At 72.3% G+C, this 26,187-nt stretch carries 20 protein-coding genes and 5 tRNA genes; 14 read left to right on the top strand and 11 right to left on the bottom strand.

Annotated features, from left to right (window positions below; translation table 11 throughout):
* Nucleotides 1-70: 70 nt before the first annotated feature.
* Complete coding sequence (locus SGA01_RS34390; protein ID WP_024756846.1) at nucleotides 71-322, bottom strand: DUF3073 domain-containing protein; 252 nt, start codon at nucleotides 320-322, stop codon at nucleotides 71-73.
* A 299-nt stretch (nucleotides 323-621) separates the two neighbouring features.
* Entirely contained in the window at nucleotides 622-1,722 is a 1,101-nt protein-coding gene (locus SGA01_RS34395) for a Leu/Phe/Val dehydrogenase (RefSeq protein WP_141301689.1), read from the bottom strand.
* 176 nt (nucleotides 1,723-1,898) lie between these two features.
* On the opposite strand from SGA01_RS34395, the gene SGA01_RS34400 reads away from it, so the two are divergent.
* Both SGA01_RS34400 and bldC read left to right on the top strand, forming a co-directional pair.
* Complete coding sequence (locus tag SGA01_RS34400; RefSeq protein WP_141301691.1) at nucleotides 1,899-2,768, top strand: DUF8083 family protein; 870 nt, start codon at nucleotides 1,899-1,901, stop codon at nucleotides 2,766-2,768.
* Between the two features lie 587 nt (nucleotides 2,769-3,355).
* Nucleotides 3,356-3,562 (top strand): developmental transcriptional regulator BldC, encoded by a 207-nt coding sequence (gene bldC / locus SGA01_RS34405; RefSeq protein ID WP_003949541.1) that lies wholly within the window; start codon nucleotides 3,356-3,358, stop codon nucleotides 3,560-3,562.
* Between the two features lie 330 nt (nucleotides 3,563-3,892).
* Here bldC and SGA01_RS34410 read toward each other — a convergent pair whose 3' ends face one another.
* The 3 genes from SGA01_RS34410 to hrpA all read right to left on the bottom strand — a co-directional run bounded on the left by SGA01_RS34410 (nucleotide 3,893) and on the right by hrpA (nucleotide 8,365).
* A complete protein-coding gene (locus SGA01_RS34410; RefSeq protein ID WP_055642308.1) occupies nucleotides 3,893-4,075 on the bottom strand; it encodes a DUF6274 family protein in 183 nt (60 codons plus the stop codon).
* Between the two features lie 141 nt (nucleotides 4,076-4,216).
* Nucleotides 4,217-4,290, bottom strand: a tRNA-Asp gene (locus SGA01_RS34415).
* 88 nt (nucleotides 4,291-4,378) lie between these two features.
* Nucleotides 4,379-8,365: an ATP-dependent RNA helicase HrpA gene (gene hrpA, locus SGA01_RS34420; RefSeq protein ID WP_141301693.1), complete on the bottom strand. Its 3,987-nt coding sequence runs from the start codon at nucleotides 8,363-8,365 to the stop codon at nucleotides 4,379-4,381.
* Between the two features lie 102 nt (nucleotides 8,366-8,467).
* Between hrpA and SGA01_RS34425 the strand changes: the two genes are divergently transcribed.
* The 3 genes from SGA01_RS34425 (at nucleotide 8,468) to SGA01_RS34435 (ending at nucleotide 10,496) form a co-directional block, all read left to right on the top strand.
* A complete protein-coding gene (locus tag SGA01_RS34425) occupies nucleotides 8,468-8,863 on the top strand; it encodes a hypothetical protein (RefSeq protein ID WP_141301695.1) in 396 nt (131 codons plus the stop codon).
* 65 nt (nucleotides 8,864-8,928) lie between these two features.
* Nucleotides 8,929-9,657 carry a DsbA family protein gene (locus tag SGA01_RS34430; RefSeq protein ID WP_141301697.1) on the top strand — a complete coding sequence of 243 codons (729 nt, stop codon included), beginning with the start codon at nucleotides 8,929-8,931 and terminating at the stop codon, nucleotides 9,655-9,657.
* Entirely contained in the window at nucleotides 9,654-10,496 is an 843-nt protein-coding gene (locus SGA01_RS34435; protein ID WP_141301699.1) for a cytochrome c biogenesis CcdA family protein, read from the top strand. The genes SGA01_RS34430 and SGA01_RS34435 overlap by 4 nt, the downstream gene beginning before the upstream one ends.
* A 105-nt stretch (nucleotides 10,497-10,601) precedes the next feature.
* Here the strand turns inward: SGA01_RS34435 and SGA01_RS34440 are convergent.
* The 3 genes from SGA01_RS34440 to SGA01_RS34450 form a co-directional block, all read right to left on the bottom strand.
* Nucleotides 10,602-10,675, bottom strand: a tRNA-Phe gene (locus SGA01_RS34440).
* A 22-nt stretch (nucleotides 10,676-10,697) separates the two neighbouring features.
* A tRNA-Asp gene (locus SGA01_RS34445) sits at nucleotides 10,698-10,771 on the bottom strand.
* Nucleotides 10,772-10,811: 40 nt separating this feature from the next.
* Nucleotides 10,812-10,884, bottom strand: a tRNA-Glu gene (locus tag SGA01_RS34450).
* Nucleotides 10,885-11,012: 128 nt separating this feature from the next.
* Between SGA01_RS34450 and SGA01_RS34455 the strand changes: the two genes are divergently transcribed.
* From SGA01_RS34455 to SGA01_RS34475, 5 genes are all read left to right on the top strand, one after another.
* On the top strand, nucleotides 11,013-11,363 hold the full coding sequence (locus SGA01_RS34455; RefSeq protein ID WP_055642303.1) for a metallopeptidase family protein: 351 nt from the start codon (nucleotides 11,013-11,015) through the stop codon (nucleotides 11,361-11,363).
* Nucleotides 11,364-11,538: 175 nt separating this feature from the next.
* Entirely contained in the window at nucleotides 11,539-12,234 is a 696-nt protein-coding gene (locus tag SGA01_RS42630; protein WP_141301701.1) for a hypothetical protein, read from the top strand.
* 198 nt (nucleotides 12,235-12,432) lie between these two features.
* The gene (locus SGA01_RS34465; protein ID WP_141301703.1) at nucleotides 12,433-14,580 is read left to right on the top strand and encodes a DEAD/DEAH box helicase; all 2,148 of its coding nucleotides are present in this window, start codon (nucleotides 12,433-12,435) and stop codon (nucleotides 14,578-14,580) included.
* Between the two features lie 165 nt (nucleotides 14,581-14,745).
* Nucleotides 14,746-17,865, top strand: a complete 3,120-nt coding sequence (locus SGA01_RS34470; RefSeq protein WP_167534240.1) for an FG-GAP-like repeat-containing protein — start codon at nucleotides 14,746-14,748, stop codon at nucleotides 17,863-17,865.
* A gap of 107 nt (nucleotides 17,866-17,972) precedes the next feature.
* Nucleotides 17,973-18,045: transfer RNA gene (locus tag SGA01_RS34475), tRNA-Lys, on the top strand.
* Nucleotides 18,046-18,124: 79 nt separating this feature from the next.
* On the opposite strand, the gene SGA01_RS34480 is transcribed toward SGA01_RS34475, so the two are convergent.
* Both SGA01_RS34480 and SGA01_RS34485 read right to left on the bottom strand, forming a co-directional pair.
* Nucleotides 18,125-18,586, bottom strand: a complete 462-nt coding sequence (locus SGA01_RS34480; RefSeq protein ID WP_141301707.1) for a pyridoxamine 5'-phosphate oxidase family protein — start codon at nucleotides 18,584-18,586, stop codon at nucleotides 18,125-18,127.
* Nucleotides 18,587-18,595: 9 nt separating this feature from the next.
* On the bottom strand, nucleotides 18,596-18,955 hold the full coding sequence (locus SGA01_RS34485) for a VOC family protein (RefSeq protein WP_055642298.1): 360 nt from the start codon (nucleotides 18,953-18,955) through the stop codon (nucleotides 18,596-18,598).
* Between the two features lie 186 nt (nucleotides 18,956-19,141).
* Between SGA01_RS34485 and SGA01_RS34490 the strand changes: the two genes are divergently transcribed.
* The 3 genes from SGA01_RS34490 (at nucleotide 19,142) to SGA01_RS34500 (ending at nucleotide 24,397) form a co-directional block, all read left to right on the top strand.
* Nucleotides 19,142-22,300 carry an ATP-binding protein gene (locus SGA01_RS34490; protein ID WP_141301709.1) on the top strand — a complete coding sequence of 1,053 codons (3,159 nt, stop codon included), beginning with the start codon at nucleotides 19,142-19,144 and terminating at the stop codon, nucleotides 22,298-22,300.
* 79 nt (nucleotides 22,301-22,379) lie between these two features.
* Entirely contained in the window at nucleotides 22,380-23,783 is a 1,404-nt protein-coding gene (locus tag SGA01_RS34495; RefSeq protein WP_141301711.1) for a diacylglycerol/lipid kinase family protein, read from the top strand.
* Between the two features lie 20 nt (nucleotides 23,784-23,803).
* Nucleotides 23,804-24,397 carry a phosphatase PAP2 family protein gene (locus SGA01_RS34500; protein WP_141301713.1) on the top strand — a complete coding sequence of 198 codons (594 nt, stop codon included), beginning with the start codon at nucleotides 23,804-23,806 and terminating at the stop codon, nucleotides 24,395-24,397.
* Between the two features lie 6 nt (nucleotides 24,398-24,403).
* Here SGA01_RS34500 and SGA01_RS34505 read toward each other — a convergent pair whose 3' ends face one another.
* A complete protein-coding gene (locus SGA01_RS34505; RefSeq protein ID WP_055646132.1) occupies nucleotides 24,404-25,285 on the bottom strand; it encodes a sigma-70 family RNA polymerase sigma factor in 882 nt (293 codons plus the stop codon).
* A 375-nt stretch (nucleotides 25,286-25,660) separates the two neighbouring features.
* On the opposite strand from SGA01_RS34505, the gene SGA01_RS34510 reads away from it, so the two are divergent.
* Nucleotides 25,661-26,155, top strand: coding sequence for a rhodanese-like domain-containing protein (locus SGA01_RS34510; RefSeq protein ID WP_189508567.1), 495 nt, complete (start codon nucleotides 25,661-25,663; stop codon nucleotides 26,153-26,155).
* Nucleotides 26,156-26,187: the final 32 nt, after the last annotated feature.

The following is a 26,187-nucleotide window of genomic DNA, read 5'->3' on the forward strand; positions in this document are numbered from 1 at the left end:
CAGAGGCGTACGCGGACAGCACGGAAACCCGTGCCGGGTATACCGGAACGGGTTTCGGTGATTCAGAAGGTCAAGCGCGACGTGGGGACGACGGACCGGACTCGTCGTCCTCGTCCTCGTCCTCGTCGTCGTAAAGAGACGCGTACTGCGCGTACGGGTCGTCTTCCTCGTCGTCGTCCTCGAACGGCTCGCCATTCGGCGGCTGGTTCGAAGTCGAAGCGCCCAGCTCATTGGCCAGACGCGACAGGTCAGTCCCGCCGCTGCTGTACTTCAGCTGGCGGGCGACCTTGGTCTGCTTGGCCTTTGCCCGGCCGCGCCCCATGGCTCGACCCCCTCGGTGACGGGGCTCGATGGCCCCAGAGTCTTGACACGCGTTCATGATTCGGAACGGACTCTCGAAAGAGAGACCGGCCCGTAGGGCTTCAACGGTACCTGTTTCCTCGGCTCTACGGTACGCCGTGCGCATCACATACCTCGGTACAGAACCTTCGAGGCGCCCTTTCCTCGCTGGTCAATCGCGATTTTAACCTCTTCTTGAGGGTCGACCCGCCGGGAGGGGTGAGCGATGTCTCTCCCGGTGCCCCCCGCGGCGGGCCGATCCTCCGCGAGCCCGGACGGGGCTCAGCCCCGTCGGGCCTCCGCCATCCGCTGCTCGGCGATGCGGTCGGCCGCGGCGGCCGGCGGAATGCCGTCCGCGTTCGCACGTGCGAATATGGCCAGCGTGGTGTCGAAGATCTTCGTGGCCTTCGCCTTGCAGCGGTCGAAGTCGAAGCCGTGCAGCTCGTCGGCGACCTGGATCACGCCACCGGCGTTGACCACGTAGTCGGGCGCGTAGAGGATCCCGCGGTCCGACAGGTCCTTCTCGACACCGGGGTGCGCGAGCTGGTTGTTGGCCGCGCCGCAGACGATCTTCGCGGTGAGGACGGGCACGGTCTCGTCGTTCAGGGCGCCGCCGAGCGCGCAGGGCGCGTAGACGTCCAGGCCCTCGACACGGATCAGCGCGTCCGTGTCGGCGACGACGGTGACCTGCGGGTGCTTGTCGGTGATCCGGCGGACCGACTCCTCGCGCACATCGGTGATCACGACATCGGCGCCGTCCTCCAGGAGGTGCTCGACGAGGTAGTGGCCGACCTTGCCGACGCCCGCGACGCCGACCTTGCGGCCGCGCAGCGTCGGGTCGCCCCACAGGGTCTGCGCGGAGGCGCGCATGCCCTGGAAGACGCCGAAGGCGGTGAGGACCGAGGAGTCGCCGGCGCCGCCGTTCTCGGGGGAGCGGCCGGTGGTCCACCGGTTCTCGCGGGCGACGACGTCCATGTCGGCGACGTAGGTGCCGACGTCGCAGGCCGTGACGTAGCGGCCGCCGAGGGACGCCACCATGCGCCCGTAGGCGAGCAGCAGCTCGTCGGTCTTGATCTTCTCCGGGTCCCCGATGATGACGGCCTTGCCGCCGCCGTGGTCGAGGCCGGCCATGGCGTTCTTGTACGACATGCCGCGCGAGAGGTTGAGCGCGTCGGCGATCGCCTCGGCCTCGGTGGCGTACGGGTAGAAGCGAGTTCCGCCGAGGGCCGGGCCCAGGGCGGTGGAGTGGATGGCGATGACGGCCTTGAGGCCGGTGGCGCGGTCCTGGCAGAGCACGACTTGCTCGTGGCCACCCTGCTCCGAGTGGAACAAGGTGTGCAGCACGTCTGCGGGAACGACAGGAACGCCGGTCACATCGGTCACGGTGGTGACTCCCAAGTACGAAGCGGCGGTTGGCGGCCCTCCCTATGGGTGGGGGAGGACCAGTTCGGCAAGAGAGTAAGTCCTACCTGTGCGTAGATCGGCAGCAGTGCTCAGGATCACCCTCTGTCCTCCGGGATCATCCCCTCCCGGAGTACCTCCGTGGAAGGATTCGCGGCATGTCGGTCGCCTCCTCGGTCCTCGTCCCTTACGCGTCCTATCTGCGGGTGTACGAGCCGCTGGCAGCGTTTCCGGAGCCCGAGCGGAGCCACTGGGCGCGGTACGCGCGCCGGCCGCGCACCCCCGGGGCGCAGGAGGAGCTGCGGCGCTCGCTCGCCGACCTGCTGCCGACGCCTCCGGTGCCGGTGCCGGTCCAGGAGAGCGGGGAGGCCTTCGTCGCACATCTGGACGGGGTGGTGGTGATCTGCCCGTGGCGGACCCGGCTGCGGAGCTGGCTGGCCGTCGAGGAACTGGTGGCCGACGGGTACCCGGAGCCGGTGCTGGACGCGATGCTGCCGCCGGTCGTGCGGTCGCAGATCGCCGGTGACTACGAGCGCTGGCTGAGCGGGAACCCGGACGCGCGGCCGTGGATCCGTACGGCGGTCTGGCAGGTGCCGCTGCGCTGGTTCGCGCTCTTCGGGGACGAGGACCGGCGGTACGAGCCGGGGGTGCCGGCCGCCGAGGGGGGCACGGAGCCGGGCCGGGCGCCGGTGCTGCTCTACCGGACGACGATGGCGCAGGCGCGGCGGCGGCTGGCCCGGGCGCTGCGGGCCCTGCGGGAGTCGATCGAGGACGGCCCGATGACGGAGGGCCTGGTCGACGTGGGCCGGTGGCTGGAGGAGTTCCATCCGCGGGCGCTCGTGGAGCTGGACTTCGGGGGCCTGGTGCACGCGGTCGCGGAGGAGTGGCTGGCAGCGGAGCGCTCGGCGGCGGAGATGGCGGAGGGGATCGCGGCGCTGCGCGCGGGGGACGGCGAGCGGGCCGGAGAGGTGTACGGGCGGCTGGCGGAGCGCTGGCGGGTCGTCAGGGACCTGCGGGGCGCGAACTGACATCAGTCGGGCATCTTCGTCAGGTCGCCATCGACAAGACATGTCCGGCTGAGGTAAATGATCTTCATGCATCCGGACCCCTCGGCTCCGGGTGTCTCTCGGCGCACTTTTCGCGCCGGGGTCTTTCGGCACGTGGGTGACGAGGACGTTGGTCCCGATCCGGGCCTTTGGCTCAAGCGTGACGGACAGCACTTAACGCACCCTTGCGTCCATCACCCACCCTCGTGCCAAAATAGGACAAGGAGTCCGGGGAGGGTTCCTTCCGTCCAAGTTCGGGCGGAACGCTCAGCATTGCACTCTATGGGGGGTCTGAGGACTCCTGATCGCCCTGTGACTGATCGTCACAGGCGCGTGACTGTCCGTTATGGCATGGTCCATCGACTTCCGCCGCTGATGAACACCTGCGAGGGCAATTCCATCGGTTTGGCCGACGTGGCTGGACGGATGGTGTAGTTGTAGTGCCGAGGACAAGCCGTTCGTCCTATAACCGACTCGACCCGCTTCTGCCATTTCGGGCAACGCGGGTCAAGGTGCAGAATTTAGAGGAAAGAACCGAGATTGGTTCGGTTCTCCCGAGGAGGCCGCTCATGACCGCTCGCACCCCTGATGCCGAGCCGCTGCTGACCCCTGCCGAGGTTGCCACGATGTTCCGTGTGGACCCGAAGACGGTGACCCGTTGGGCGAAGGCGGGCAAGCTCACGTCCATCCGCACGCTGGGTGGGCACCGCCGTTACCGCGAGGCCGAGGTTCGCGCACTGCTCGCGGGTATTCCGCAGCAGCGCAGCGAGGCCTGAGGCTCGCTCAACACCCCGCAGCACCCCGTAGCACCGGGCCTGTCCGGATCCCCCAATCCGGTCGCCCACCCCTAGTACTGCCGACGGATTCCTGCCCCAACAGGCCTTCGTCAACGATCGCGCTGGACTCCGCCGGGTCTGGCGCGATCTTTTTTGTGCCCGGCGCCACTCGGCGAACGGTGGTGCAATTGCACATATTAAATCGGGCCGGTGTAGGAGGGGTGTAAGTGAAGGGGTTCCAGAAACTCTTTCGGTGACTCCCGTCACACCGGCGAAGTCTTGCCAATCACCAGCCTGCCATCCGCGGGAACGCTTCCAACCCGCCGTTGGTCATGGGTCGGTGGGACTTTCGTCCTCCTCCGGCTCCTCGGGCTCGGGAAGCTCCATGACGAGCCGCAGGAGGCGATGGCAGACCACGCAGCGGTCCGTGAGGTGTCCGTACCGGGAAGCGGCCGCCAGATGGGCGCGCAGCAGCGCGCGCGTGTCGTGTCGTGCCGCTGACGCCGCGGCCATGCGCGACCACCTCCGGTGGGGGAGGACCCGACTCCCTGAGTCCGGGGTACCGGCGGCCGCCCCGCGCCGTCAATACACGGGGCTGCAACACTCAGGAACACGACGAAGGCCCGCATCTCACGATGCGGGCCTTCGGTGAAGCGAACCTGACGGGACTTGAACCCGCGACCTCCACCTTGACAGGGTGGCGAGCTAACCAACTGCTCCACAGGTCCTTGCTGGCAGCCCCTCGTAAGTGGCTGCGAGGAACACTGTACAGCAGGTCAGGGGGTGCGGTCGAACCCGTCGGCGGCGGCTGCCCCGCTAGGGGGCGGCCGCGTCGATCGCCTTCACGATCCGCTTGTCCGAGACCGGGTACGCCGTGCCCAGGGCGTGCGCGAAATAGCTCACCCGCAGCTCCTCGATCATCCAGCGGATGTCGGTCACCTCGGTCGGCACCGGGCGGCCCTTCGGGAGCTGTTCGAGCAGCCACGCGTACTCGTCGAGCATCTCGTGGACCTTCTCCATACGGGTGGTGTCCCGCTGGACGCCGGTCGCCATCTGCTGGAGCCGCCGGTCCACCGCCACCAGGTAGCGCATCAGGTCCGGCAGCCGCTTGAGCCCCGTTCGGGTGACGAAGCCCGCCGGCACCAGCCAGGCCAGCTGCTCGCGCACGTCCGTGAGGTTGTTGATCAGGGCCAGGCTGTTCGTCGACTTCAGCCGGCGCTGGCAGGCCTGCCAGGCCGCCAGGATCTGCTGGACCTGGCCCACCGTCCGGACCGTCGTGTCCACGAGGTCCGCGCGGACCTTGTCGTACAGCTTCCGGAAGGACTCCTCGTCCCAGGCCGGGCCGCCGTGGTCGGCGATCAGCCTGTCCGCCGCGGCGGTGGCGCAGTCGTCGAAGAGGGCCTGTATCGAGCCGTGCGGGTTCGAGGACAGGGCCAGCTTCTGCTGGTTGGTCAGCTTGTCCGAGGCGAACTTCGCCGGGTTCACCGGGATGTTCAGCATGATCAGCTTCCGGGTGCCCCGCCACATCGCCTGCGCCTGCTCGGCCTCCGTGTCGAAGAGCCGCACGGCCACGCTGTCGCCCTCGTCCACGAGCGCCGGGTACGCCTTGACCGGCTGGCCGGCCCGCCGGGTCTCGAAGACCTTCGTGAGGGTGCCGATCGTCCAGTCCTTGAGGCCCGTGCGCTCCAGGGAGGGCCCGGAGCCGTCCGGGCCGCCCGTGGCCGCCGCGGCGGCCTGCGAGAGGGCCTTACGGGCCTTGGGGCGCAGCTGGAGCCGCAGCGTCTCCAGGTCCTTGTCCTCGGCCAGCTTGCGGCGCCGCTCGTCGACGATCCGGAAGGTCACCTTGAGGTGCTCGGGCACCTTCGCCCAGTCGAAGTCCTCGGCGGTGACCGGGACGCCGACCATCCGCTGGAGCTCACGGGCGAGCGCGCCCGCCAGCGGCTCCTGGACGGGGACGACGGCGTCGAGGAAGCGGGTCGCGAAGTTCGGTGCCGGGACGTAGTGGCGGCGGATCGGCTTCGGCAGGGAGCGGATCAGCTCCGTGACGACCTCCGCGCGCAGGCCCGGGATCTGCCACTCGAAGCCCTCGTCCGTCACCTGGTTGAGCACCTGGAGCGGTACGTGGACGGTCACGCCGTCCGCGTCCGCGCCCGGCTCGAACTGGTACGTCACGCGGAACTTCAGCGGGCCCTGCCGCCACGAGTCCGGGTAGTCGTCCTTGGTGACCGCCCCGGCCTTCTCGTTGATGAGCATCTCGCGCTCGAAGTCGAGGAACTCCGGTTCCTCATGGCGCTTGTGCTTCCACCAGGAGTCGAAGTGGGCGCCCGACACGACGTGTTCGGGGACGCGCTTGTCGTAGAAGTCGAAGAGCGTCTCGTCGTCGACGAGGATGTCCCGGCGCCGGGCCCGGTGCTCCAGCTCCTCGACCTCGGTGAGGAGCTTGCGGTTGTCCGCGAAGAACTTGTGGTGGGTGCGCCAGTCGCCCTCGACCAGCGCGTTCCGGATGAACAGGTCGCGGGAGATCTCCGGGTCGATCCGGCCGTAGTTCACCTTGCGGTCGGCGACGATCGGCACGCCGTACAGCGTCACCTTCTCGAAGGCCATCACGGCCGCCTGGTCCTTCTCCCAGTGCGGCTCGCTGTACGTCTTCTTCACGAGGTGCTCGGCGAGCGGCTCGATCCACTCGGGCTCGATCCGGGCGTTGACCCGGGCCCAGAGCCGCGAGGTCTCGACCAGCTCGGCCGACATGACGAACCGCGGGGGCTTCTTGAAGAGCGCGGAGCCCGGGAAGATCGCGAACTTGGCGTTCCGCGCGCCGATGTACTCGCCCCGGCCGCTCTCGCGGCGCGAGCCGTCCTTCGCACCGCTCCCGCTGCCGTCCTTGGACTCCTTCACGTCCTTCAGACCGATGTGGGAGAGCAGGCCGGAGAGGAGGGAGACGTGCACGGACTGCTCCGGCGCGTCCTCCTCGTTGAGGTGGATCCCCATCTGCTTGGCGACCGTGCGCAGCTGGCTGTAGATGTCCTGCCACTCGCGGATGCGCAGGAAGTTCAGGTACTCCTGCTTGCACATCCGGCGGAAGGAGCTGGACCCGCGCTCCTTCTGCTGCTCGCGGACGTACCGCCACAGGTTGAGGAAGGCGAGGAAGTCGCTCGTCTCGTCCTTGAAGCGGGCGTGCTGCTGGTCGGCCTGCGCCTGCTTCTCGGACGGCCGCTCGCGCGGGTCCTGGATGGAGAGCGCGGCCGCGATCACCATGACCTCGCGGACACAGCCGTTCTTGTCGGCCTCCAGGACCATCCGGGCGAGCCGGGGGTCCACGGGCAGCTGGGAGAGCTTCCGCCCCTGCTGGGTGAGCCTCTTCTTCGGGTCCTTCTCGTTCGGGTCGATCGCCCCGAGCTCCTGGAGGAGCTGCACGCCGTCCCGGATGTTGCGGTGGTCCGGCGGGTCGATGAAGGGGAACTTCTCGATGTCGCCGAGGCCGGCGGCGGTCATCTGGAGGATGACGGAGGCCAGGTTCGTCCGGAGGATCTCGGCGTCCGTGAACTCCGGACGGGTCAGGAAGTCGTCCTCCGAGTACAGCCGGATGCAGATGCCGTCGGACGTACGGCCGCAGCGGCCCTTGCGCTGGTTGGCGCTGGCCTGGCTGACCGGCTCGATCGGCAGACGCTGGACCTTGGTGCGGTGCGAGTAGCGCGAGATGCGGGCCGTGCCCGGGTCGATCACGTACTTGATGCCGGGGACGGTCAGCGAGGTCTCGGCGACGTTCGTCGCGAGGACGACCCGGCGGCCGGAGTGGGCCTGGAAGACGCGGTGCTGCTCGGCGTGCGACAGCCGCGCGTAGAGCGGGAGGATCTCGGTGTTGAAGAGCCTCTTCTTGGTGAGCGCGTCCGCGGTGTCGCGGATCTCGCGCTCTCCCGAGAGGAAGACCAGGACATCGCCGGGACCCTCCTTCTGGAGCTCGTCGACGGCGTCGCAGATCGCGGTGATCTGGTCCCGGTCCGACTCCTCGCTGTCCTCTTCGAGGAGCGGGCGGTAGCGGACCTCGACCGGGTACGTACGGCCGCTGACCTCGACGATCGGGGCCTCGCCGAAGTGGCGGGAGAAGCGCTCCGGGTCGATCGTCGCGGAGGTGATGACGACCTTGAGGTCGGGGCGCTTCGGCAGCAGCTGGGCCAGATAGCCGAGCAGGAAGTCGATGTTGAGGGACCGCTCGTGGGCCTCGTCGATGATGATCGTGTCGTAGGCGCGCAGCTCGCGGTCCGTCTGGATCTCGGCGAGCAGGATGCCGTCCGTCATCAGCTTCACGAAGGTCGCGTCGGGGTTCACCTGGTCGGTGAAGCGGACCTTCCAGCCGACGGCCTCGCCCAGCGGGGTCCTCAGCTCCTCGGCCACGCGCTCGGCGACCGTGCGGGCGGCGATCCGGCGGGGCTGCGTGTGCCCGATCATGCCCCGGACGCCCCGGCCGAGCTCCATGCAGATCTTCGGGATCTGGGTGGTCTTGCCCGACCCCGTCTCACCGGCGACGATCACGACCTGGTGGTCGCGTATCGCCTCCAGGATCTCGTCCTTCTTCTGCGAGACGGGCAGCTGCTCGGGATACGTGATCGCGGGCACACGGGCGGCGCGCCCGTCGACGCGCTCCTTGGCCTTGGCCGCCTCGGCGGCGATCTCGTCCAGGACGGCCTCACGGGCCTCGGGCTTACGGATGCGGCGGGCGCCTTCGAGACGACGGCCGAGCCGGTGGGAGTCCCGCAGCGAGACCTCGGCCAGGACGGACTGGAGGGCGGCGAAGGAAGTAGACATACGGATCCCAGGATCGCACCTGCGGACGAGAAGCGGCGAACCGATTTCCGGGTGGGGGTGCGTACTATTTCGGGCACGTCGACCGGACCCGAGAGGTATCGCATGTTCCGCACCACCCGCGCCCTGGCGGCCCTCGCCGCGCTGGCGGGTCTGGTGCTGGGTCTGCTGGTGTGCGGGACGGTGACGAGCACCTCCCCCGCGCCGCGCGCGGACCGGGCCGTGGCGGGCCCCGTCGGGCCGGCTGCCGCCGTCGCCGTGCTGGGTGCCGTCGTGCCGGGCTGCGACCCGGGCCACGCCGCCGAGGCCGGGGCCTCGGGCCCCGTCGTACCGCCGCGCGCCGCCGGCTTCGCGGAGCTGCTGCCCGCCCTTGCCGCCGACCGGACGCCGACCTCGGCCCGGCACGGGGAGCCGGACGGGCGGGGGACCGCGCCGGGACGGGAGCCGCCCGAGCGCGTGGCGCCGTCACCGGTGGAGCTGTCGACCCTGATGAGGGTGTAGACGGACGGCCGCACTCCGCCGTCCGTCCCCTTTCCTTCTCCTTTCCTCCTCAGGAGCGCTTCCGCATGTCCAAGTCCAAGCCGATCGCGATCGTCTCCGGGGTCGCGGCCGCCGCCGTACTGCTCGGCGTCGTCTCCTACACCGCCACCGCACCGTCCGCCGGCGGCGCCGGCGGCTCGTCCGCCGTCGCCGAGGTCTCCGCCGACCCGTCCGCCGGCGTCTACCCCGAGCTGGAGGCGTACGCCCGCCGCGACGCCGCCGACAAGCTCGCCCTGGGCCGGGCCGACGCGCCCGTGGTCCTCATCGAGTACGCCGACTTCAAGTGCGGCTACTGCGGGAAGTTCGCCCGGGACACCGAGCCGGTCCTCGTGAAGAAGTACGTCGACGAGGGCGTCCTGCGCATCGAGTGGCGGAACTTCCCGATCTTCGGCGAGGAGTCGGAGGCCGTCGCCCGCGCGTCCTGGGCGGCCGGGCAGCAGGGCCGGTTCTGGGAGTTCCACAAGGCCGCGTACGCCGAGGGGGCCAAGGAGAAGGGCTTCGGGAAGGACCGGCTCGCGGCCCTCGCGAAGGAGGCCGGCGTCCCCGACGCGGCCCGCTTCGCCAAGGACACCGACGGCGCGGCGGCCCGTGCGGCGGTCAAGAAGGACCAGGAGCAGGGGTACGCGCTCGGCGCGACCTCCACCCCGTCCTTCCTCGTCAACGGCCGCCCGATCGCGGGCGCGCAGCCCCTGAAGACCTTCACCGAGGCCATCGACGCGGCGGCGAAGAGCGCCGCCGCGAAGGACAAGCGGTGACCTCCGGCATCGGGTACTTCGCCGCGTTCCTCGGCGGTCTGCTCGCCCTCCTCAGCCCGTGCAGCGCCCTGCTCCTGCCCGCCTTCTTCGCGTACTCGATCGACACGCGCGCGAAGCTGGTGGCCAGGACCGGCATCCTCTACGCGGGCCTGGCGACCACCCTCGTCCCCCTGGGTGCGGCCGGTTCCTTCGCGGGCCGGTTCTTCTACGGCAACCGCGACCTCCTGGTGACCGTCGGCGGCTGGCTGATCATCGGGCTCGGCGTCCTCCAGCTCCTCGGCCTGGGCTTCGCCTCCCGCCGCATCGCCGAGGCGAGCGGCCGGATCCGGCCCACGTCGGCGCTCTCCGTCTACGCCCTCGGCCTGGTCTACGGCCTCGCGGGCTTCTGCGCGGGCCCGATCCTGGGCAGCGTCCTGACGGTGGCGGCGCTGAGCGGCAGCCCGGCGTACGGCGGACTGCTCCTCGCCGTGTACGCGCTGGGCATGGCCGTCCCGCTCTTCGTCCTCGCGCTGCTCTGGGAGAGGTACGACCTGGGCCGGCGGCGCTGGCTGCGCGGCCGGCCGCTCCGGGTCGGCCCCCTCACGCTCCACTCGACCTCGCTGCTCTCGGGTCTGTTCTTCATCGCCCTCGGCACGCTCTTCCTCGTCTTCGACGGGACGACCGCGCTGCCGGGGCTGCTCTCGGTGGACGAGTCGTTCGCCGTGGAGGAGCGGGTGGCCGGGCTGGGGCGCGCGGTGCCGGACTGGGCACTGCTCGTCGCCGTGGTGGCCGTGGTGGCGGTGGTACTCGCGCTGCGGGGCCGGCGGGGGAGCCGTACGCGGGAGCGCGAGGAGGCGTGACCGTACACGGGGAAGGGGCGCGGGCCCCTTCCCCGTATCGCCCTCTTTCTGTTTCACGTGGAACGAAGAAGGGCCCCGTTCTTTCGAACGGGGCCCTTCTCTTTGTGGCTGGGGCCGGGGTCGAACCGGCGACCTATCGCTTTTCAGGCGATCGCTCGTACCAACTGAGCTACCCAGCCACGAAGCTGTTTCCAGCTTCAGCGACTCTGACGGGACTTGAACCCGCGACCTCCACCTTGACAGGGTGGCGAGCTAACCAACTGCTCCACAGAGCCTTGCGTTGTGCGAGCACTAGTCTCGCACACGTTTACTGCGTACCCCCAACGGGATTCGAACCCGTGCTACCGCCTTGAAAGGGCGGCGTCCTGGGCCACTAGACGATGAGGGCTAAGGGCCCCGCCGGGGCGCTTCGCAGCGCGTCGGGGACGTGAGAAGCATATGGGATGTCGGCCGCTATCGCCAAAACGGTTTCCGCGGACCCCCGGCGAGTCGCTCTGACGGGGGGACAATGGGCCCGTGCTGGAGATGACGCGCGAGGAGTTCGAGGAACTTGTCGCCGAGGCCCTGGACCGGATCCCACCGGAACTCGCCCGGCTGATGGACAACGTCGCGGTGTTCGTGGAGGACGAGCCCGCTCCGGACGATCCCGAGCTGCTCGGGCTGTACGAGGGGACGCCGCTGACCGAGCGCGGCGAGTGGTACGCCGGGGTGCTGCCGGACCGGATCACGATCTACCGGGGGCCGACGCTGCGGATGTGCGAGTCGCGTGAGGACGTGGTCGCGGAGACCGAGATCACGGTGGTGCACGAGATCGCCCACCACTTCGGCATCGACGACGAGCGGCTGCACGCGCTGGGCTACGGCTGAGCCGAGGCGTGTCCCTTGCGGCGTCAAGGGAGTTGGGCAGGGCAACGCGTTCCGTCCCTGCCTGTTGTGTCCTGGAGGTGCCCCCGTGCGCCATTTGCCCGCCCGTTTGCCCGCCCGCGTGCGATGGGTCGCCGCCGCGCTGGCCGTCGCGGCCTGTGCCGGTCTGAGCGGCTGTATGAGTGTGAGTGACGAGGGGGCGAAGCCGACGCCCGGCGCGTCCGGGGGGAAGCGCGGTGTGGCGGCCGAGGCCGACGGCGGCGCCGGGCTCCAGGACGGCGGCGGCGGCTCCTGGAACGGGAGCTCCGAGAAGGGCGGGCCCGAAGCGGACGGCGGCGGCGGGAAGTCCCCGGTGCCGAGCGGTTCGCCGACGGGCACCACGAAGCCCTCGCCGGGCGCGGCACTGCCCTCGCTGGGCGCGGTCGGCGCCGGGGGCTCCACGAAGCCCGGGGAGGCGGGTGGCGGAGCCGGTGGCGCCGCAGGCGGCGGTCAGGGCTCGGGCGGGGGCCCTGTCGACGGCGGGAGCGGCGGCGCCGGCGGGAACGGCGGGAGCGGGGGCAGCGGCGGGAACGGCGGCGACGGGGGCAGCGGCGGCGGTGACGGCGGCGCGGGGAGCGGTGACAACGGCGGCGGGGCCGGTGGTCCCGGTGGTGGCGGGGTGACGCCGACGCCCGAGCCGACGCCGAACCCGACCGAGCCTCCGACGCCGGAGCCGACCACGGAGCCCACCCCGGAACCGACGCCGGAGCCGACCTCGAATCCGACCGATCCGCCGACCCCGGGACCCGAGACCCAGCTGGGTGCGATGCGGGCGGCGGACGGGCCCGGAGCCCCTTCGGAGCCGGCCGCATCACCGCAGGTCGGGCCGGTGTGACGGAGCCCGGTTTGCCATAGGTGGGGGAGGGTGCGTATGGTGGTAGATCGTTTGATCCCATTGCCCGGCGCCGACACAGAAGAGCGCCGTGTGGCGCGTACTCTCCCTAGCCGTGGCTGACCGCATTGAGGCGGTCGATTTGCGAATTCACGGAGTTGACGGGCGCGTGCCGAGACTCCGGAAGGTTTCGCATTTCGCATGTCCATTTTCAGTTCTGACCACACCGTCATGCCCGAGAACGACGAGATCGTCGAGGCCGTAGTGGCCACCGAGACCGTCGAGGCGGTCGTCATCGAGGCCGACGACATCATCGACGCCGTCGAGATCGACGCCATCGAGAACGACGCGGACGACTCCGACGAGGAGCCCGCCGAGCCCACCATCACCTTCGGCGACCTCGGTCTGCCCGAGGGCGTCGTGCGCAAGCTCGCGCAGAACGGCGTGACGACCCCCTTCCCGATCCAGGCGGCGACCATCCCGGACGCCCTGGCCGGCAAGGACATCCTCGGCCGTGGCCGTACCGGCTCCGGCAAGACCCTCTCCTTCGGTCTGCCGCTGCTGGCCGGTCTGGCCGGCGGCCACACCGACAAGAAGAAGCCCCGCGGCATCATCCTCACGCCGACCCGTGAGCTCGCGATGCAGGTCGCGGACGCCCTCCAGCCCTACGGCGACGTGCTCGGCCTCAAGATGAAGGTCGTCTGCGGCGGTACGTCCATGGGCAACCAGATCTACGCCCTGGAGCGCGGTGTCGACGTCCTCGTCGCCACCCCGGGCCGTCTCCGCGACATCATCAACCGCGGCGCCTGCTCCCTGGAGAACGTGAAGATCGCGGTCCTCGACGAGGCCGACCAGATGGCCGACCTGGGCTTCCTGCCCGAGGTCACCGAGCTGCTCGACCAGATCCCCGGCGGCGGCCAGCGCATGCTCTTCTCCGCCACCATGGAGAACGAGATCGGCACCCTGGTCAAGCGCTACCTGACCGACCCCGTCACGCACGAGGTCGACAGCGCCCAGGGCAACGTCACGACCATGACCCACCACGTCCTCGTCGTGAAGCCGAAGGACAAGGCGCCGGTCACCGCCGCCATCGCCGCCCGCAAGGGCCGCACCATCATCTTCGTCCGCACCCAGCTCGGCGCGGACCGCATCGCCGAGCAGCTGTGCGACGCCGGTGTGAAGGCCGACGCGCTGCACGGCGGCATGACGCAGGGCGCCCGTACCCGCGTCCTCGAGGACTTCAAGAAGGGCTACGTCAACGCGCTCGTCGCGACCGACGTCGCCGCCCGAGGCATCCACGTCGACGGCATCGACCTGGTCCTCAACGTGGACCCGGCCGGCGACCACAAGGACTACCTGCACCGCTCGGGCCGTACCGCCCGTGCCGGCCGCTCCGGTGTCGTGGTCTCCCTGGCCCTGCCGCACCAGCGCCGTCAGATCTTCCGTCTGATGGAGGACGCGGGCGTCGACGCCTCGCGCCACATGGTCGGCGGCGCCGGCGCGTTCGACCCCGAGGTCGCGGAGATCACGGGCGCCCGTTCGCTGACCGAGGTCCAGGCCGACTCGGCGAACAACTCGGCCAAGCAGGCCGAGCGCGAGGTCGTCGACCTGACCAAGCAGCTGGAGCGCCTGCAGCTCCGCGCCGTCGAGCTCCGCGAGGAGGCCGACCGTCTGGTGGCCCGCGCCGCCCGTGAGCGTGGCGAGGACCCGGAGGCCGCTGTCGCCGAGGTGACCGAGGCCGCCGAGGCCGAGGTCGCTGCCGCCGCCGTCGAGGCCGAGCGTGCCGCTCGCGCCGAGGAGCAGCGTCGTGAGGAGCGCCCGGCGTTCCGCGACGACCGCGGCAACTACGAGCGCCGTGACCGTGGCGGCGACCGCGGTGGCGACCGTGGCGGCTTCCGCCGCGACGACCGTCCGTCCGGTGGCTTCCGCCGCGACAACGACCGTCCGTCCTCGGGTGGTTTCCGTCGTGACGACCGCCCGTCGGGTGGCTTCAACCGTGACGACCGCGGTGGCGACCGTGGTGGCTTCCGCCGCGACAACGACCGTCCGTCCTCGGGTGGTTTCCGTCGTGACGACCGCCCGTCCGGTGGCTTCAACCGTGACGACCGTGGCGGCCGCTCCTTCGAGCGTCGCGACAACGACCGTCCGGCCGGCGGCCACCGCGGCAGCGACCGTCCGTTCAACCGCGACCGTCGCGACGACCGCCCCGCCGGCGGCTTCCGCTCCGGTGGCAGCGGCGACCGCCCGTTCGGTCGTCGTGACGACCACCGCGGCACCGGTTCGACCGGTTCGACCGGCGGCTCCTTCGCCCGCCGCGACGACAAGCCGCGCTGGAAGCGCAACGGCTGAGTCCGCGTAACACGCTGAGCAGGGCCCGTACGAGCACTTCGGTGCTGGTACGGGCCCTGTCCCGTTTCACCTCCCCTTTCACCGTCCCGTATCGCCCTCTCGGACCGCCGTTCGACCGGATACGCTCAGCCGATCATCAGGTTGCCCTTGGGGAGGGACCTCTCTTTGTCTCGTTTCGCCCGCGTGCGGCGCCCCCGCGCGCGTATCGCCGTCCTCGCCACCACACTGCTCGCCTCGGCCGTCGGCCTCTCGCCCGCCGTGGTCGCCGAGGCGTCGCCGATCGTCGGCATCGACCAGCTCGACATCGCAGAGAACTGGCGGGTCGTGCCCCGGCAGGTGACCGTCACCGCGGTCGGCCCCACGGGCTACGTGCACGAGACGGAGGACCCCGACGGGTCCCTCGGCGGGCAGCTGGAGTGGACGGACTTCACCGACCCCGCGAAGAGCGTGTCGCTGGGATACGGGACGCAGGCGGCCCTGCCCTTCGCCGGGTCCGGCACCGGCGGGCGCTACCTGTACGTCCAGCGAGGCGTCGGCGTCCACGCCGTCCGCGACCTGGAGACCGGCACCGAGCAGTCGCTCGACATGCCGAGCGACGCGAGCTACCGGGGGCTGCTCGGCGACAGGCTGCTCTTCCAGCAGTACGCCTCCGCCGGGGACTCCTCCACGACCACCGGCTACTACCTGGTGAGCGCGGCCGACCCGAACGGGGCCCGCACGCCCGTCACCGGCTGGCCCGAGGGCGCCGGACTGCACCACGCGCGGCTCGCGGCCGGCGACGGCTCCGTCGCCGTGCTCCGCTTCGGCAGGTCCGGCGACCCGGCCGCCGACGGCTACTCCGACCTCGGCGTCGTCGACCTGGGCACCGGGCAGATGACCGTGATCCCGGCCGCCACCCCGGCAGGGAGCGCGCTCGTCGCGCCGGTGGCCGTGAGCCCCGACCGGATCGCCTGGATCGACACCGACCGCACCGTCCACGTGCGGCAGCGCGCGGCCCTGACCGGCGCCGAGCAGACGATCGTCCTCCCCGAAGGCCTGAGCACCGCTCGTGTCGCCCTCGTCGGCGGCTGGGTCCTCGCCCTGGGCGAGGCCTCCGGAGCCGACGCCGCCCTGAAGCGGCGGCTCGTCGCGCTGCACCCAGACGGGCGGACGAAGACCCTCCTGGAGAAGGCCGAGGCGGAGCTCACCCAGATCGCGGGCGGGGGCGCGGCCGTCGTCGGCGGTATGTCCTCCTCGGACTGGTCCGTCTTCAAGGCCGTCCCGGCGAAGGACGGCGGCGCGCCGCTCCTGGAGAAGCTGAGCCGCGTGGAGCCGCTGCCCGCCGAGGTGCGCTCGCTCGCCCTCGGCGCGGGCCGGCTCTCCACGCTGGAGCTGGACACCAGGATGGGCAGCGGCTTCTACGCACGGACGCCGCTGCCGGTCGGGCCGGTGCACACCGGTCATCCGCAGCCGCTGTGGGCGGGCGCAGAGACGAAGCGGCTGAAGAGCAGCACGCCGCTCTTCGACAGCGGTGACGGCCGTACGGTCTATCTGGCCCACGACGACTCCAAGCCGCTTGAGGTCACCGCCCGTACGTCCGAAGGTCAGGTGCGCCGGGTGTCCACCGGCGAGACGGACGGACGGATCGTCGACGTCTTCGGCCGGCGGGCGGTCTTCCAGGGCGGCGGCAAGACGCTCGTCGTGGACCTCGACGCGCAGAACGCCGTCAGCAACCAGGTGTCCACGGCGCCGGCGGCCCTCTGGGGCGACACGCTGTACAGGGGCACGGCGACCGCGGGCGAGGTGACGCGGACCGACCTGGCCACCGGCAAGGACCTCGGCAAGGTCACGACCGGGACGGCGTGCGTCCCGACGGAGCTCCAGGCGTCCGCCGGACGCTGGCTGTACTGGTCGTGCGGGCGGACCCAGCAGGGAGTGGTCGACCTCAGGACGAACACGAAGCTGCGGTTGGCTTCGGAGATGTCCGTCGACACCCTGCTGGGCGACGGCTACGTCGTCGACCGGGACGCCGACGCGTACCTCCGGCTCACCGACCTCACCAAGGTCACCAACGGCAAGCCCGCGGTGCGCAGGCTCGTCGACTCCGCGCCCGTGCGCGGCGCCCGTCGCGAGTACTGGACCGTGGACCGCTTCGGCGGGGCCGTCGCCTACAAGGACGCCCAGAGCCGCGTCCACGTCGTCTGGCCCGGCGTCCCCACGTCCGGGCTCACCGCCGCCTCGTCGAAGGTGCCGGCGAGCATGCGGATCCAGGACGGCTGGAAGGCGTACTGGACGCTGTCCAAGCCCTCGTCGTACTGGCAGCTGACGGTGCGCGACCCGCACTCCGGGGACCCGATCCGCGCCTACGGGGGCGGCGAGACCCGGAGCCGAATCGACGTCTCCTGGGACGGCAGGACGGCGGCGGGGAAGCCCGTCGCGAACGGCCGGTACACGTGGCACCTGCAGGCGAACACGGCGGACGGGCAGGGCAGCGACCTGTCGGTGACCGGCACGGTCACGGTCTCCGGCGGCCAGCCCGCCTGGCGTGACATGGCCGGGAACGACACGCAGGGCGATCTCCTGGTGATGGACACGGCGGGTCTCGTGTCGATGTACCGGGGCACCGGGTACAGCGGTCTGTCGGCGCGGATCGCGGGCACCAGCGCGAAGTTCCCGACGGCGTCCCTCCTGGTGCCGTTCGGCGACGTGAACGCCGACGGGTGCGCGGACGTGCTGGTGCGCGTCGGCGACCAGCTGCGGGCCTACCGGCCGGGGTGCGGGAAGGTGGTGTCGGCGTCCTCGCCGTACACGACGATCGGCTCGGGCTGGGGTCAGTACGACGTCCTGACGTCCTCCGGCGACGCGAACGGTGACGGGTTCACCGATCTGATCGCGCGCCAGACGTCGACGGGCGACATGTACTTCTACGCCGGCACGGCCGACCACCGGGTGAAGCCCCGGGTCCGGATCGGCACGAACTGGAAGCTGTACAAGAAGGTCGTCGGTGCCGGCGACCTCAACGGCGACGGGCGCGGCGACCTGCTCGGCGTGGACGCGGCGGGCGTGCTGTGGCGGTACTACGGCACGGCGACCGGCGGCGTGACCGCGCGCGTGAGGGTCGGCAGCGGCTGGGGCGCCTACACCTCCCTGGTGGGGGTAGGCGACATCTCCGGCGACGGCTGCGCGGACCTGGTCGCCCGTGACACGGCGGGCCGGCTCTACGACTACGACAGCACCTGCCGTGGCCCGTACGGCTCGCGCATGCTGATCGGCGGCGGCTGGAACGCCTTCAAGAGCCTCCACTGACCTGACGGATGCCCGAGGGGAGGCGCGGCACGTGCCGCGCCTCGTGTCGGATACCCGATCGGTTCCGGGGGGCTCTCGGGCTATGCTGCTCGGGTGTGCTTGTGCACGGGCCGTTAGCTCAATTGGCAGAGCAGTGGACTTTTAATCCATTGGTTGTGGGTTCGAGTCCCACACGGCCTACCGAAGGCCTCACCGAAGGACCCTCGTCGACCTGAGTCGGCGAGGGTCCTTTCGTTTCCCTGTCTCCCAGGGCGGGGTGTCAGATCACCGGGCGCCCGGCGCGCAGGAGTTCGCGGCCCTGGAGTTCGTTGGCCTCGCGCCAGGCCTGCACGCGGTGCGGGGTGATGCGGAACCAGCGGTACGGGGTCGACTCGGCGCGCGGGTCGAAGCCGGTGCGCTCGGCGAAGCGGTCGCCCTGCTCCCGCGGCAGCGCGTCGATCTCCAGGACCTCGACGGTGCCGTCGATCATCGACACGTCGCGGGTGTGGCCGAGGCCCAGGCGGACGCGCCGGGTCGCGGCCATGTTCCGGCCGGTCGGGCTGTTCGCCGGGGTGGAGACGAGCACGGCCTCGCCGTCCCGGTCGAAGGAGAGCGGTACGAGGTACGGCACGCCGTCCGGTGAGGCGGTGGCCACCCAGACGTCGACGTCGTGGGCGAGCCGCTGCTCGGTGTCGTGGCGGCGCTGGGCGCGGGAGCGGGGGGCGGCGGCGGTGGTGGTCATCGGCCGGGCTCAGTTGTCCTGGATGAGGCCGAGGTCGTTGCCGTCGGCGTCGACGACGGTGGCGACGAGCCGGCCGCCGCCGACGTCCTTCGGCGCGTCCTTCACGGTGGCGCCCGCGGCGGTCACCTCGGCGATCTTCGCCTCGATGTCCGGCACGTGCCAGTAGGCGAGCGAGGAGGTCAGGCCCTGCGGGCCGCCGCCCGGCAGCAGCCCGATGTGCTGGCCGGCGGCCTCGAACGCGACGTAGTAGGGCTCGTCGATCTGCGGCTCGACGCCGAGGAGGGCGGCGTACACGGCCTTGGCCTTCGCCAGGTCGGACACGGGGTGGAGAACGGTCTTGATGCCCTGGGTGGTGGAAGAACCGGTCATGGTGGTCGCTCCTGTGGGTCGTGTCGTTCGGTGCGTCGTTCGGTGTGGTTCCACTCTCCGTCAGCGGGGCTCCGGCCGCCTCCGTGGTGACCACGGAACGCACCACGGAACGCACCACGGAGTCCGGTACGGAGTCCGGCACGGAAAGCCCGCGGAAGGCGCCCCGCACCGGCCGATAATGAGCCGGTGTCGACTCCAGTGATCTCCTCCCGGGAAGCCGAGGTGCTCGCGCTCCTCGGGGAGCACCTCAGCAACGCGGAGATCTCCGCGCAGTTGTTCATCTCCGTACGGACCGTCGAATCGCACGTCTCCTCGCTGCTCCGCAAGCTGGCGGTGCCGGACCGGCGGGCGCTCTCCCGGCGCGCGGCCGAGTCGGCCCGGGAGGCGGCTCCCGTCGACATGCCGGTGCCCGTCCTGCCCGCGCCGCTGACGGCGTTCGTCGGCCGGGTGCGGGAGCGCGGGGAACTGATGGAGGCGCTGAAGGCGTACCGCCAGGTCACCGCGGTCGGCCCGGGCGGCGTCGGGAAGACCCGGCTCGCGCTGGCCGTCGCCGCGGAGCTGGCCGCCGACTTCGCCGACGGGGTGTGGTTCGTCGACCTGGCGCCCGTCACCGATCCGGGCCGGGTGGGCGCGGCCGTCGCGGCGGCCGTCGGGGTGGGCGAGCAGCCCGGGCGCGGTGTCGACGAGTCGGTGTTCGCCGCACTGGCGGACCGTCAGGCGCTGCTGGTCTGGGACAACTGCGAGCAGATACGCGACGGGGTCGCGCCCTTCCTCGAGCGGCTGCTCGCGGCCTGCCCGCGCGTACGGGTGCTCGTGACGAGCCGGGCGCGGCTGATGGTGCCGTTCGAGCGGGTCTTCCCCGTGCCGCCGCTGTCGCGGGCCGGGGGCGGGGACTCGGAGGCCGTGGAGCTCTTCCTGGAGCGGGCGGCGGCGGTCGGTCTGCCGTCGCCGGATCCGGCGGTACGCGACACGGTCGTGGCCCTCTGCGAGCGGCTCGACGGCATGGCCCTGGCCATCGAGCTGGCGGCGGCGCGCTGGCCCACGCTCGGTCTCGACGGTCTCGTCGCCGGGCTCTCCGACCAGTTGAGGATCCTGGCCGGCGGGCCGCGCGCCGCCGACCGGCACCGGTCGGTGCGGGCGGTCCTCGACTGGAGCCACGACCTGCTGGAACCGGCGGACCGGGCGCTGCTGCGCCGGGTGTCGGTCTTCGTGCTGCCGTTCACCGCCGATGCGGCGGCGGAGGTCGCGGGCTTTGCCCCGCTGGACCCCGGCGCAGCCGCGGACGGGCTCGGCCGGCTGGCCGAGCAGAGCCTGCTCACCGTGACGCCGTCCGCCGCCGGCACCCGCTACCAGGCCCTGGAGACCATCCGGCAGTACGGCGCCGAACGGCTCGCCGAGGCCGACGAGTCGGCGGTCGTCCGTACGCGCCACGTGGGGTGGTGCCTGGCCGGGGCGACGGGGCTCCTGGACGCCGGCGGCCCGGACTGGCGCGCTCGCTTCGACGCCGTGGCCGAGGACCTCAGGGTCGGCCTCGCCTGGGCCGCCGAGCGGTCGGAGCTCCGCGCGGACGCCCACCGGCTCGCCCTGTCCCTGGCGGAGTCGGCCTTCACCCGCAACCTGCTGGGCGAGGCGCAGGAGCGGTACGAGCAGGCCGCCGTGCTCGCCGGTGCGGATGACCACGCGGAGGCGGGGGAGTCCCTGCGGCTCGCCGCCGCGGTGGCCGGGTGCCGCCGGCTGGGCGACGACATGTTCCGCCTGCACCGGGCCGCCGGGGAAGCCGCCCGCCGGGCCGGCGACCTCCCGGGAACGGCCCGCGACCTGGCGACCGCCGCGACGGTCGCGTACCGCTTCTCCAGCGAGTTCACGCACATCCCGTCGCCGGAGGAGGCGAAGGCCCTCCTTGCGGAGGCCCGGGAGTTGTCGGGGGCGGGTGACCTGGAGGTCGGGGTCGGGGACGGGGGCGCGGATGGAGGCGGGACCGCGGAACGGGGCGCCGTTGGCGCGGGCCGTCCGACGGGCGCGGTCCTCCCGGCCGTCGGGGCCGGCGTCCCGGCTACTGCCGGCGGCGCGCCCGGTGCTGCCGGTGCCGGTGCGGTGACCGCCCCCGGCCCTGCCCCCGCCACTGCCGGCGGCGCGCCCGGTGCTGCCGTGCCTGCCGGTGCCGTGCCCGCCCGCGGCCTTGCCCCTGCCCCTGCCGTGCCCGCCCCCGCCCCCGGCCCTGTCCCCGCCCCCGCCCCTGCCCTCGCCCCCACCCCCCTCGCCGTCGCCGCCGTCGCGCTCGCCGAGGCCGCCGTCGTCGCCGACGCCTTCGGTGCCGTCCAGGGGGAGACGGACAACACCGTGGAGGAGACGATCGCCCTCGCCGAGCGGGCCGTCGCGCTCGGCCGGCTCGCGGGTGACCCCGTGGCGGAGTCCGCCGCCCTCGACGCGCTCTCCGGCGCCCGGAGCTGGGCCGGTGACACCTTCGCCGCCGCGGCCGCCGCGCGCCGCCGGATCGACCTGCTGGCTCCCCTGCCGCCGGCCCCCGCCCGTACCCACGAGCTCCTCGACGCCCTCGCCATGGCCTCGGGAACCGCCCTCGGCGCGGGCCGGCTGGCGGAGGCCCGCCGGTGGGGCGGGGAGCTCGCCGGGCATCCGCTCCTCGCCGAGGTGGGCCACCACGCCACGTCCTGGCTGCTGGTCGCCGACGCGTTCGCCGGCCGGGTCGACGAGGTGCTCACCGGCAGCGGGCGGTTCCTCGACGCCTGGGAGCGCAGCGGCCGCCAGCAGTCGTTCTCCCTCGGCCCGGCGGCCGCCTCGGTCGCCATGGTCCACGGCCTGCGCGGCGACCTCGCCGCCCGGGCGGAGTGGCTCGCGATCGTCGACCGCGCGGGCACCTCGGAGGAGTACCGCCACGGCTACGGCGCGATCCTCGACGCCATGGTCCTGCTCCACGACGGGGACGCCGCCGCGGCCCTGGACCGGGTCGCTCCCGAGCCGGAGCAGGTCTGGAAGTGGGTCACCTGGATCTGGCTGCACTGGTACGTGGCCCTCAGGGCCGAGGCCTCCGTGCTCGCCGGGCACCCGGACGCCCGGGCCCGGACGGCCGCCGCCCGGTCGGTGGTCGCCGGCAACCCCGTCGCCGCCGCCCAGCTGGACCGGGCCGAGGCACTGCTCGACGGCGGCGACCCGCCGCGACTCCTCGCCGCGGCGAGGGCCTTCGACGCGGCCGGCAGCCGCTACCAGGCGGCCCGCACCCTGCTCCTCGCCGGGGACGAGCACGCCGCCACCGGCCGCGCCGCTCTCGCCGGGCTGGGCCTGGGCACGGGGCCGGGCAACCTTCCGGGTCCCGGCCCGCGTCCGTGAGGGCGTACCCCTCACAGATCGAAGATCTTTTTCCTCCGAACGGGCCGTGCCGGGGCGCGGGGTGAGGGACCGTGGGGGAATGTGGGACACGGAGTACGGACGTACGGAGGTGGCGCCGGTGACGGCGAGCGGTTCGGGTGATCCGGCGGGGGCGGCCCGGCGGCTGGCCCGTTGTGCGCTGGCGGCGGCGGCCGCCGCGATCGTGGCGCTCCTGACCGCGCTGACGGGCGGGCTGCTGATCCTGCTGGCCGGGCTCGTGGGGTTCGCCGCCGCGGCCATGGGCCTCTGGTGGTTCCTCGCCCACCGCGGGCTGCCGCGCGTGGCCGGCGCGGTGGTCGCCGTGGGTGCGCCGATCGGCGTCCTCGTCCTCTTCATCGTCGGCGGCGTCTGGGGCAACGCGCTGGTGGCCCTCGCGCTCTGGGGCGTGGCGCTCGGCTGCGCGCGGACCGCGCTGCGCCGCCCCGACCGGGAGTGGGAAGCGGTGATGCGGGGCACCCCCGCCGCCCGTCCCCGGCGACCGGTCCTGATCATGAACCCGAAGTCCGGGGGCGGGAAGGTCGGCCGCTTCGGGCTCGTCGCGCGCGCGGAGGCCCTGGGCGCCAAGGTCGTCCTGCTGGACCCGTCCGTGCAGACCGACGTCACCGCGCTCGCCCGGAAGGCCGTGGCCGACGGCGCCGACCTCCTCGGCGTGGCCGGCGGCGACGGCACCCAGGCGCTGGTCGCCGCGGTGGCCGCCGAGCACGACCTGCCGTTCCTCGTCGTCTCGGCGGGCACCCGCAACCACTTCGCCATGGACCTCGGCCTCGACCGCACCGACCCGGCGAACTGCCTGAACGCGCTGACCGACGGCGAGGAGCTCCGGGTCGACCTCGGTTGGGTCGACGGGCGCCCCTTCGTCAACACCGTCTCCTTCGGGGTGTACGCGGACGTCGTCCAGCGCCCCGAGTACCGCGACGCGAAGGCCGAGACCGCGGTCGAGGTCCTGCCCGACCTGCTCAAGGGCGGCGAGGGCCCGCGCCTCGACGCGACCGTCGACGCCCTCCGGCTCCCGGCGCAGCAGGCGCTCCTCGTCAGCAACAACCCCTATTCCGCGCCCGACCCCTTCGGCGTCTCCTCCGCCCACCGGCCGCGCCTCGACAGGGGCGAGCTCGGGGTGATCGGCATCCGGGTGGACGGCGCCGCGCAGGCCGCCGAGCTGGCCGTCCGGGGAACCCAGGCGGCGGGCCTGAACGTTCTGACGGCTCGTAGGGTCGAAATCGTGGGGAGTCCGGGAAACTCCCACGGCACCGCCACCCCCGGCACCATCTCGGTCGCCGTGGACGGCGAGGCGCTGACCCTGCCCACCCCGGTCGTGTGCACGCTCCGCCCCGGTGCGCTGCGGGTCCTCGTGCCCCGCGACCGGCCGGGGGTCGTGCCTCCCCTGCCGCCGCTCGACTGGCGGCGGATCACCAAGCTCGCCTTCCACACCCCTCGTACCCCCTGAACCTCCCGAAGGAGCGGCGCATGACGGACATGACAGCGGAGGCGGCGGAGCCCGAGACCATCCGGGCGGTCCTGCGCGACGTCCGGGCCGTCGACGGCGCCGTGTACGCCGCCGTCGCCGCCACGCCCACGCCCACGCTCGACACGGCGCTGCGCCGCCTCTCCACCGCGGCGAACCACTCCAAGATCTCGTTCGCCGTCGCCGCCGCGCTCGCCCTCGTCCCCGGCCGGCCCCGCCGGGCCGCGCTCGCGGGCGCCGGGGCGATCGCCGTGGCCTCGGCCTCGGCCAATCTGCTGGGCAAGCGGCTCGTCCGCAGGCAGCGGCCGGACCGGGAGGCGGCCCGGGTGGCCGTGAGCCGGCACGTCCCGATGCCCGACTCGGCCTCGTTCCCGTCCGGGCACACCGCGTCGGCGGTCGCCTTCGCCGCTGCCGTGGGCTCGGTGCTGCCCGGTGCGGGCGTGCCCCTCGGGGCCCTGGCGGGGGCCGTGGGCTACTCCCGGGTGCACACCGGAGTGCACTACCCGGGTGACGTCGCCGCGGGCGCGGTGCTCGGCGTCGCGAGCGCGGCCGTCTCCCTGGCGGTCGTGAGCTGGGCGACCGCCAAGGAGACGTGACGGGACTCAGAACGTCGCGCGGGCCAGGTCCTCGTCCGAGAGGCCGAGCGCGGCGAGCCGCTCCGGGTCCGCCAGGATCTCCAGGCCGACGATCCGGTCCCCGGCGATCGTGAACGACATGAGCACGGACGGGCGGCCGTCCACGACCGCGACGAACGCGGGCGAGCCGTTGGCCGTGACCGGGAGCGCCGCCTGCCGGAACTTCGCGTACATGAGCGCCTGCGCGATGACGGCCTCGGCGCCCCGCACCACCTTGGAGGCGGCCGCCAGGACCTTGCCGCCGTCCGCCCGCAGCACCACGTCGGGGTCGAGGACCGCGAGCAGGCCCTCGAAGTCGCCGCCGTTCGCGGCGGCCAGGAAGGCGTCGGCGATCTCCCGCTGGCGCCGGGCGTCCGGGCCCGGGGCGGGGGTGGCGTCCTGGACCCGGCGGCGTGCCCGGCTGGCGAGCTGGCGGGTCGCGGCCGGGGTGCGGTCCACGATCCGCGCGATCTCGTCGAAGGAGACGGCGAACATGTCGTGCAGGACGAACGCGAGCCGCTCCGCCGGCGACAGCGTCTCCAGGACCACGAGGAGCGCGAGGCCGACGGACTCGGTGAGCTCCGCCGTGTGCTCGGGGTTCGTGGCGTCGAGGACGGTGACGACCGGGTCGGGGACGAAGTACTCCAGCGGGTCCTCGCGGCGCGAGCCGCGGGAGCGCAGCATGTCGAGGCAGACGCGGCCGACGACCGTGGTCAGCCAGCCACTGAGGTTCTCCACCGCGCTGACGTCGGCGCGGCTGAGCTTGAACCAGGCCTCCTGTACGGCGTCCTCCGCCTCGCTCAGCGAGCCGAGCATCCGGTAGGCCACGGCCCGCAGATGCCCGCGGTCGGCGTCGAACCGCCGGGCCAGCTCCTCCTTGGAGTGGCCGCGCCCGCCCGTGGAGTGGCCGCGCTCGCCCTGGGAATGACCGCGCCCGCCCGCCGGCCCGTCGTCTGTCAGCGCGTCGCCCGCCGGCCCGTCACCGTTCAGCCGGTCGTCGATCGGCCCGTCGTCGTTCAGCTCGCCGTTCACTCGTCGATCTCCCCCTTCGCCTCCGTCATGCCTTCATGACGGATGGAACCCTGCCGATGTGACACGAACCGCGGCGGCCGAGCGGGCAGAACGGTCTCGTTGCGTGAGATCCCCGCCGCCCCGTGGTGAACGCCAGGGATTCCCCGGTCGACGCCCCCGACCGCCGGGGATCCGTACTTCAGCACGATGATCTTCGTCCGTAGATTGATCACCATGACGACGACAACGACGCAGGTCAACCCCGTGCTCCGCACCCCGCCGGCCTCTCCCGCGGCCGCTGCCGCCTACTTCTCCGCCAGCCTGGCCTTCCACGCCGACGTCTCCGATGTGGCCTCCGCGCTGGCCACCGCGACCGCCGAGGGCACGGACCCGGGCTTCGTCGTGATCGACTCGCGCTCCACCGCCTCCTGGGACCAGGGCCACGTCCCCGGCGCGCTCCACCTGCCGACCGCGCTCATCCCCGAGCAGGCCGAGCAGCTGCTCGACAAGTCCGTCCCGGTCGTCACGTACTGCTGGGGCCCCGGCTGCAACGGCGCCACGCGCGCCGCGCTGGCCCTCGCCGAGCTGGGCTTCCAGGTGAAGGAGATGCTCGGCGGCTTCGAGTACTGGGTGCGCGAGGGCTTCGCCTACGAGACCTGGGAAGGGCCCGCGGAGAAGGCCGCGGACCCGCTCACGGCGCCCGTGGACTCCGATGACTGCGGCTGCTGAGAAACCGATTTCACGATTGCGCCGGTCATGAC

This window comes from Streptomyces gardneri (genome assembly GCF_006539185.1).
Taxonomy (GTDB): domain Bacteria; phylum Actinomycetota; class Actinomycetes; order Streptomycetales; family Streptomycetaceae; genus Streptomyces; species Streptomyces gardneri.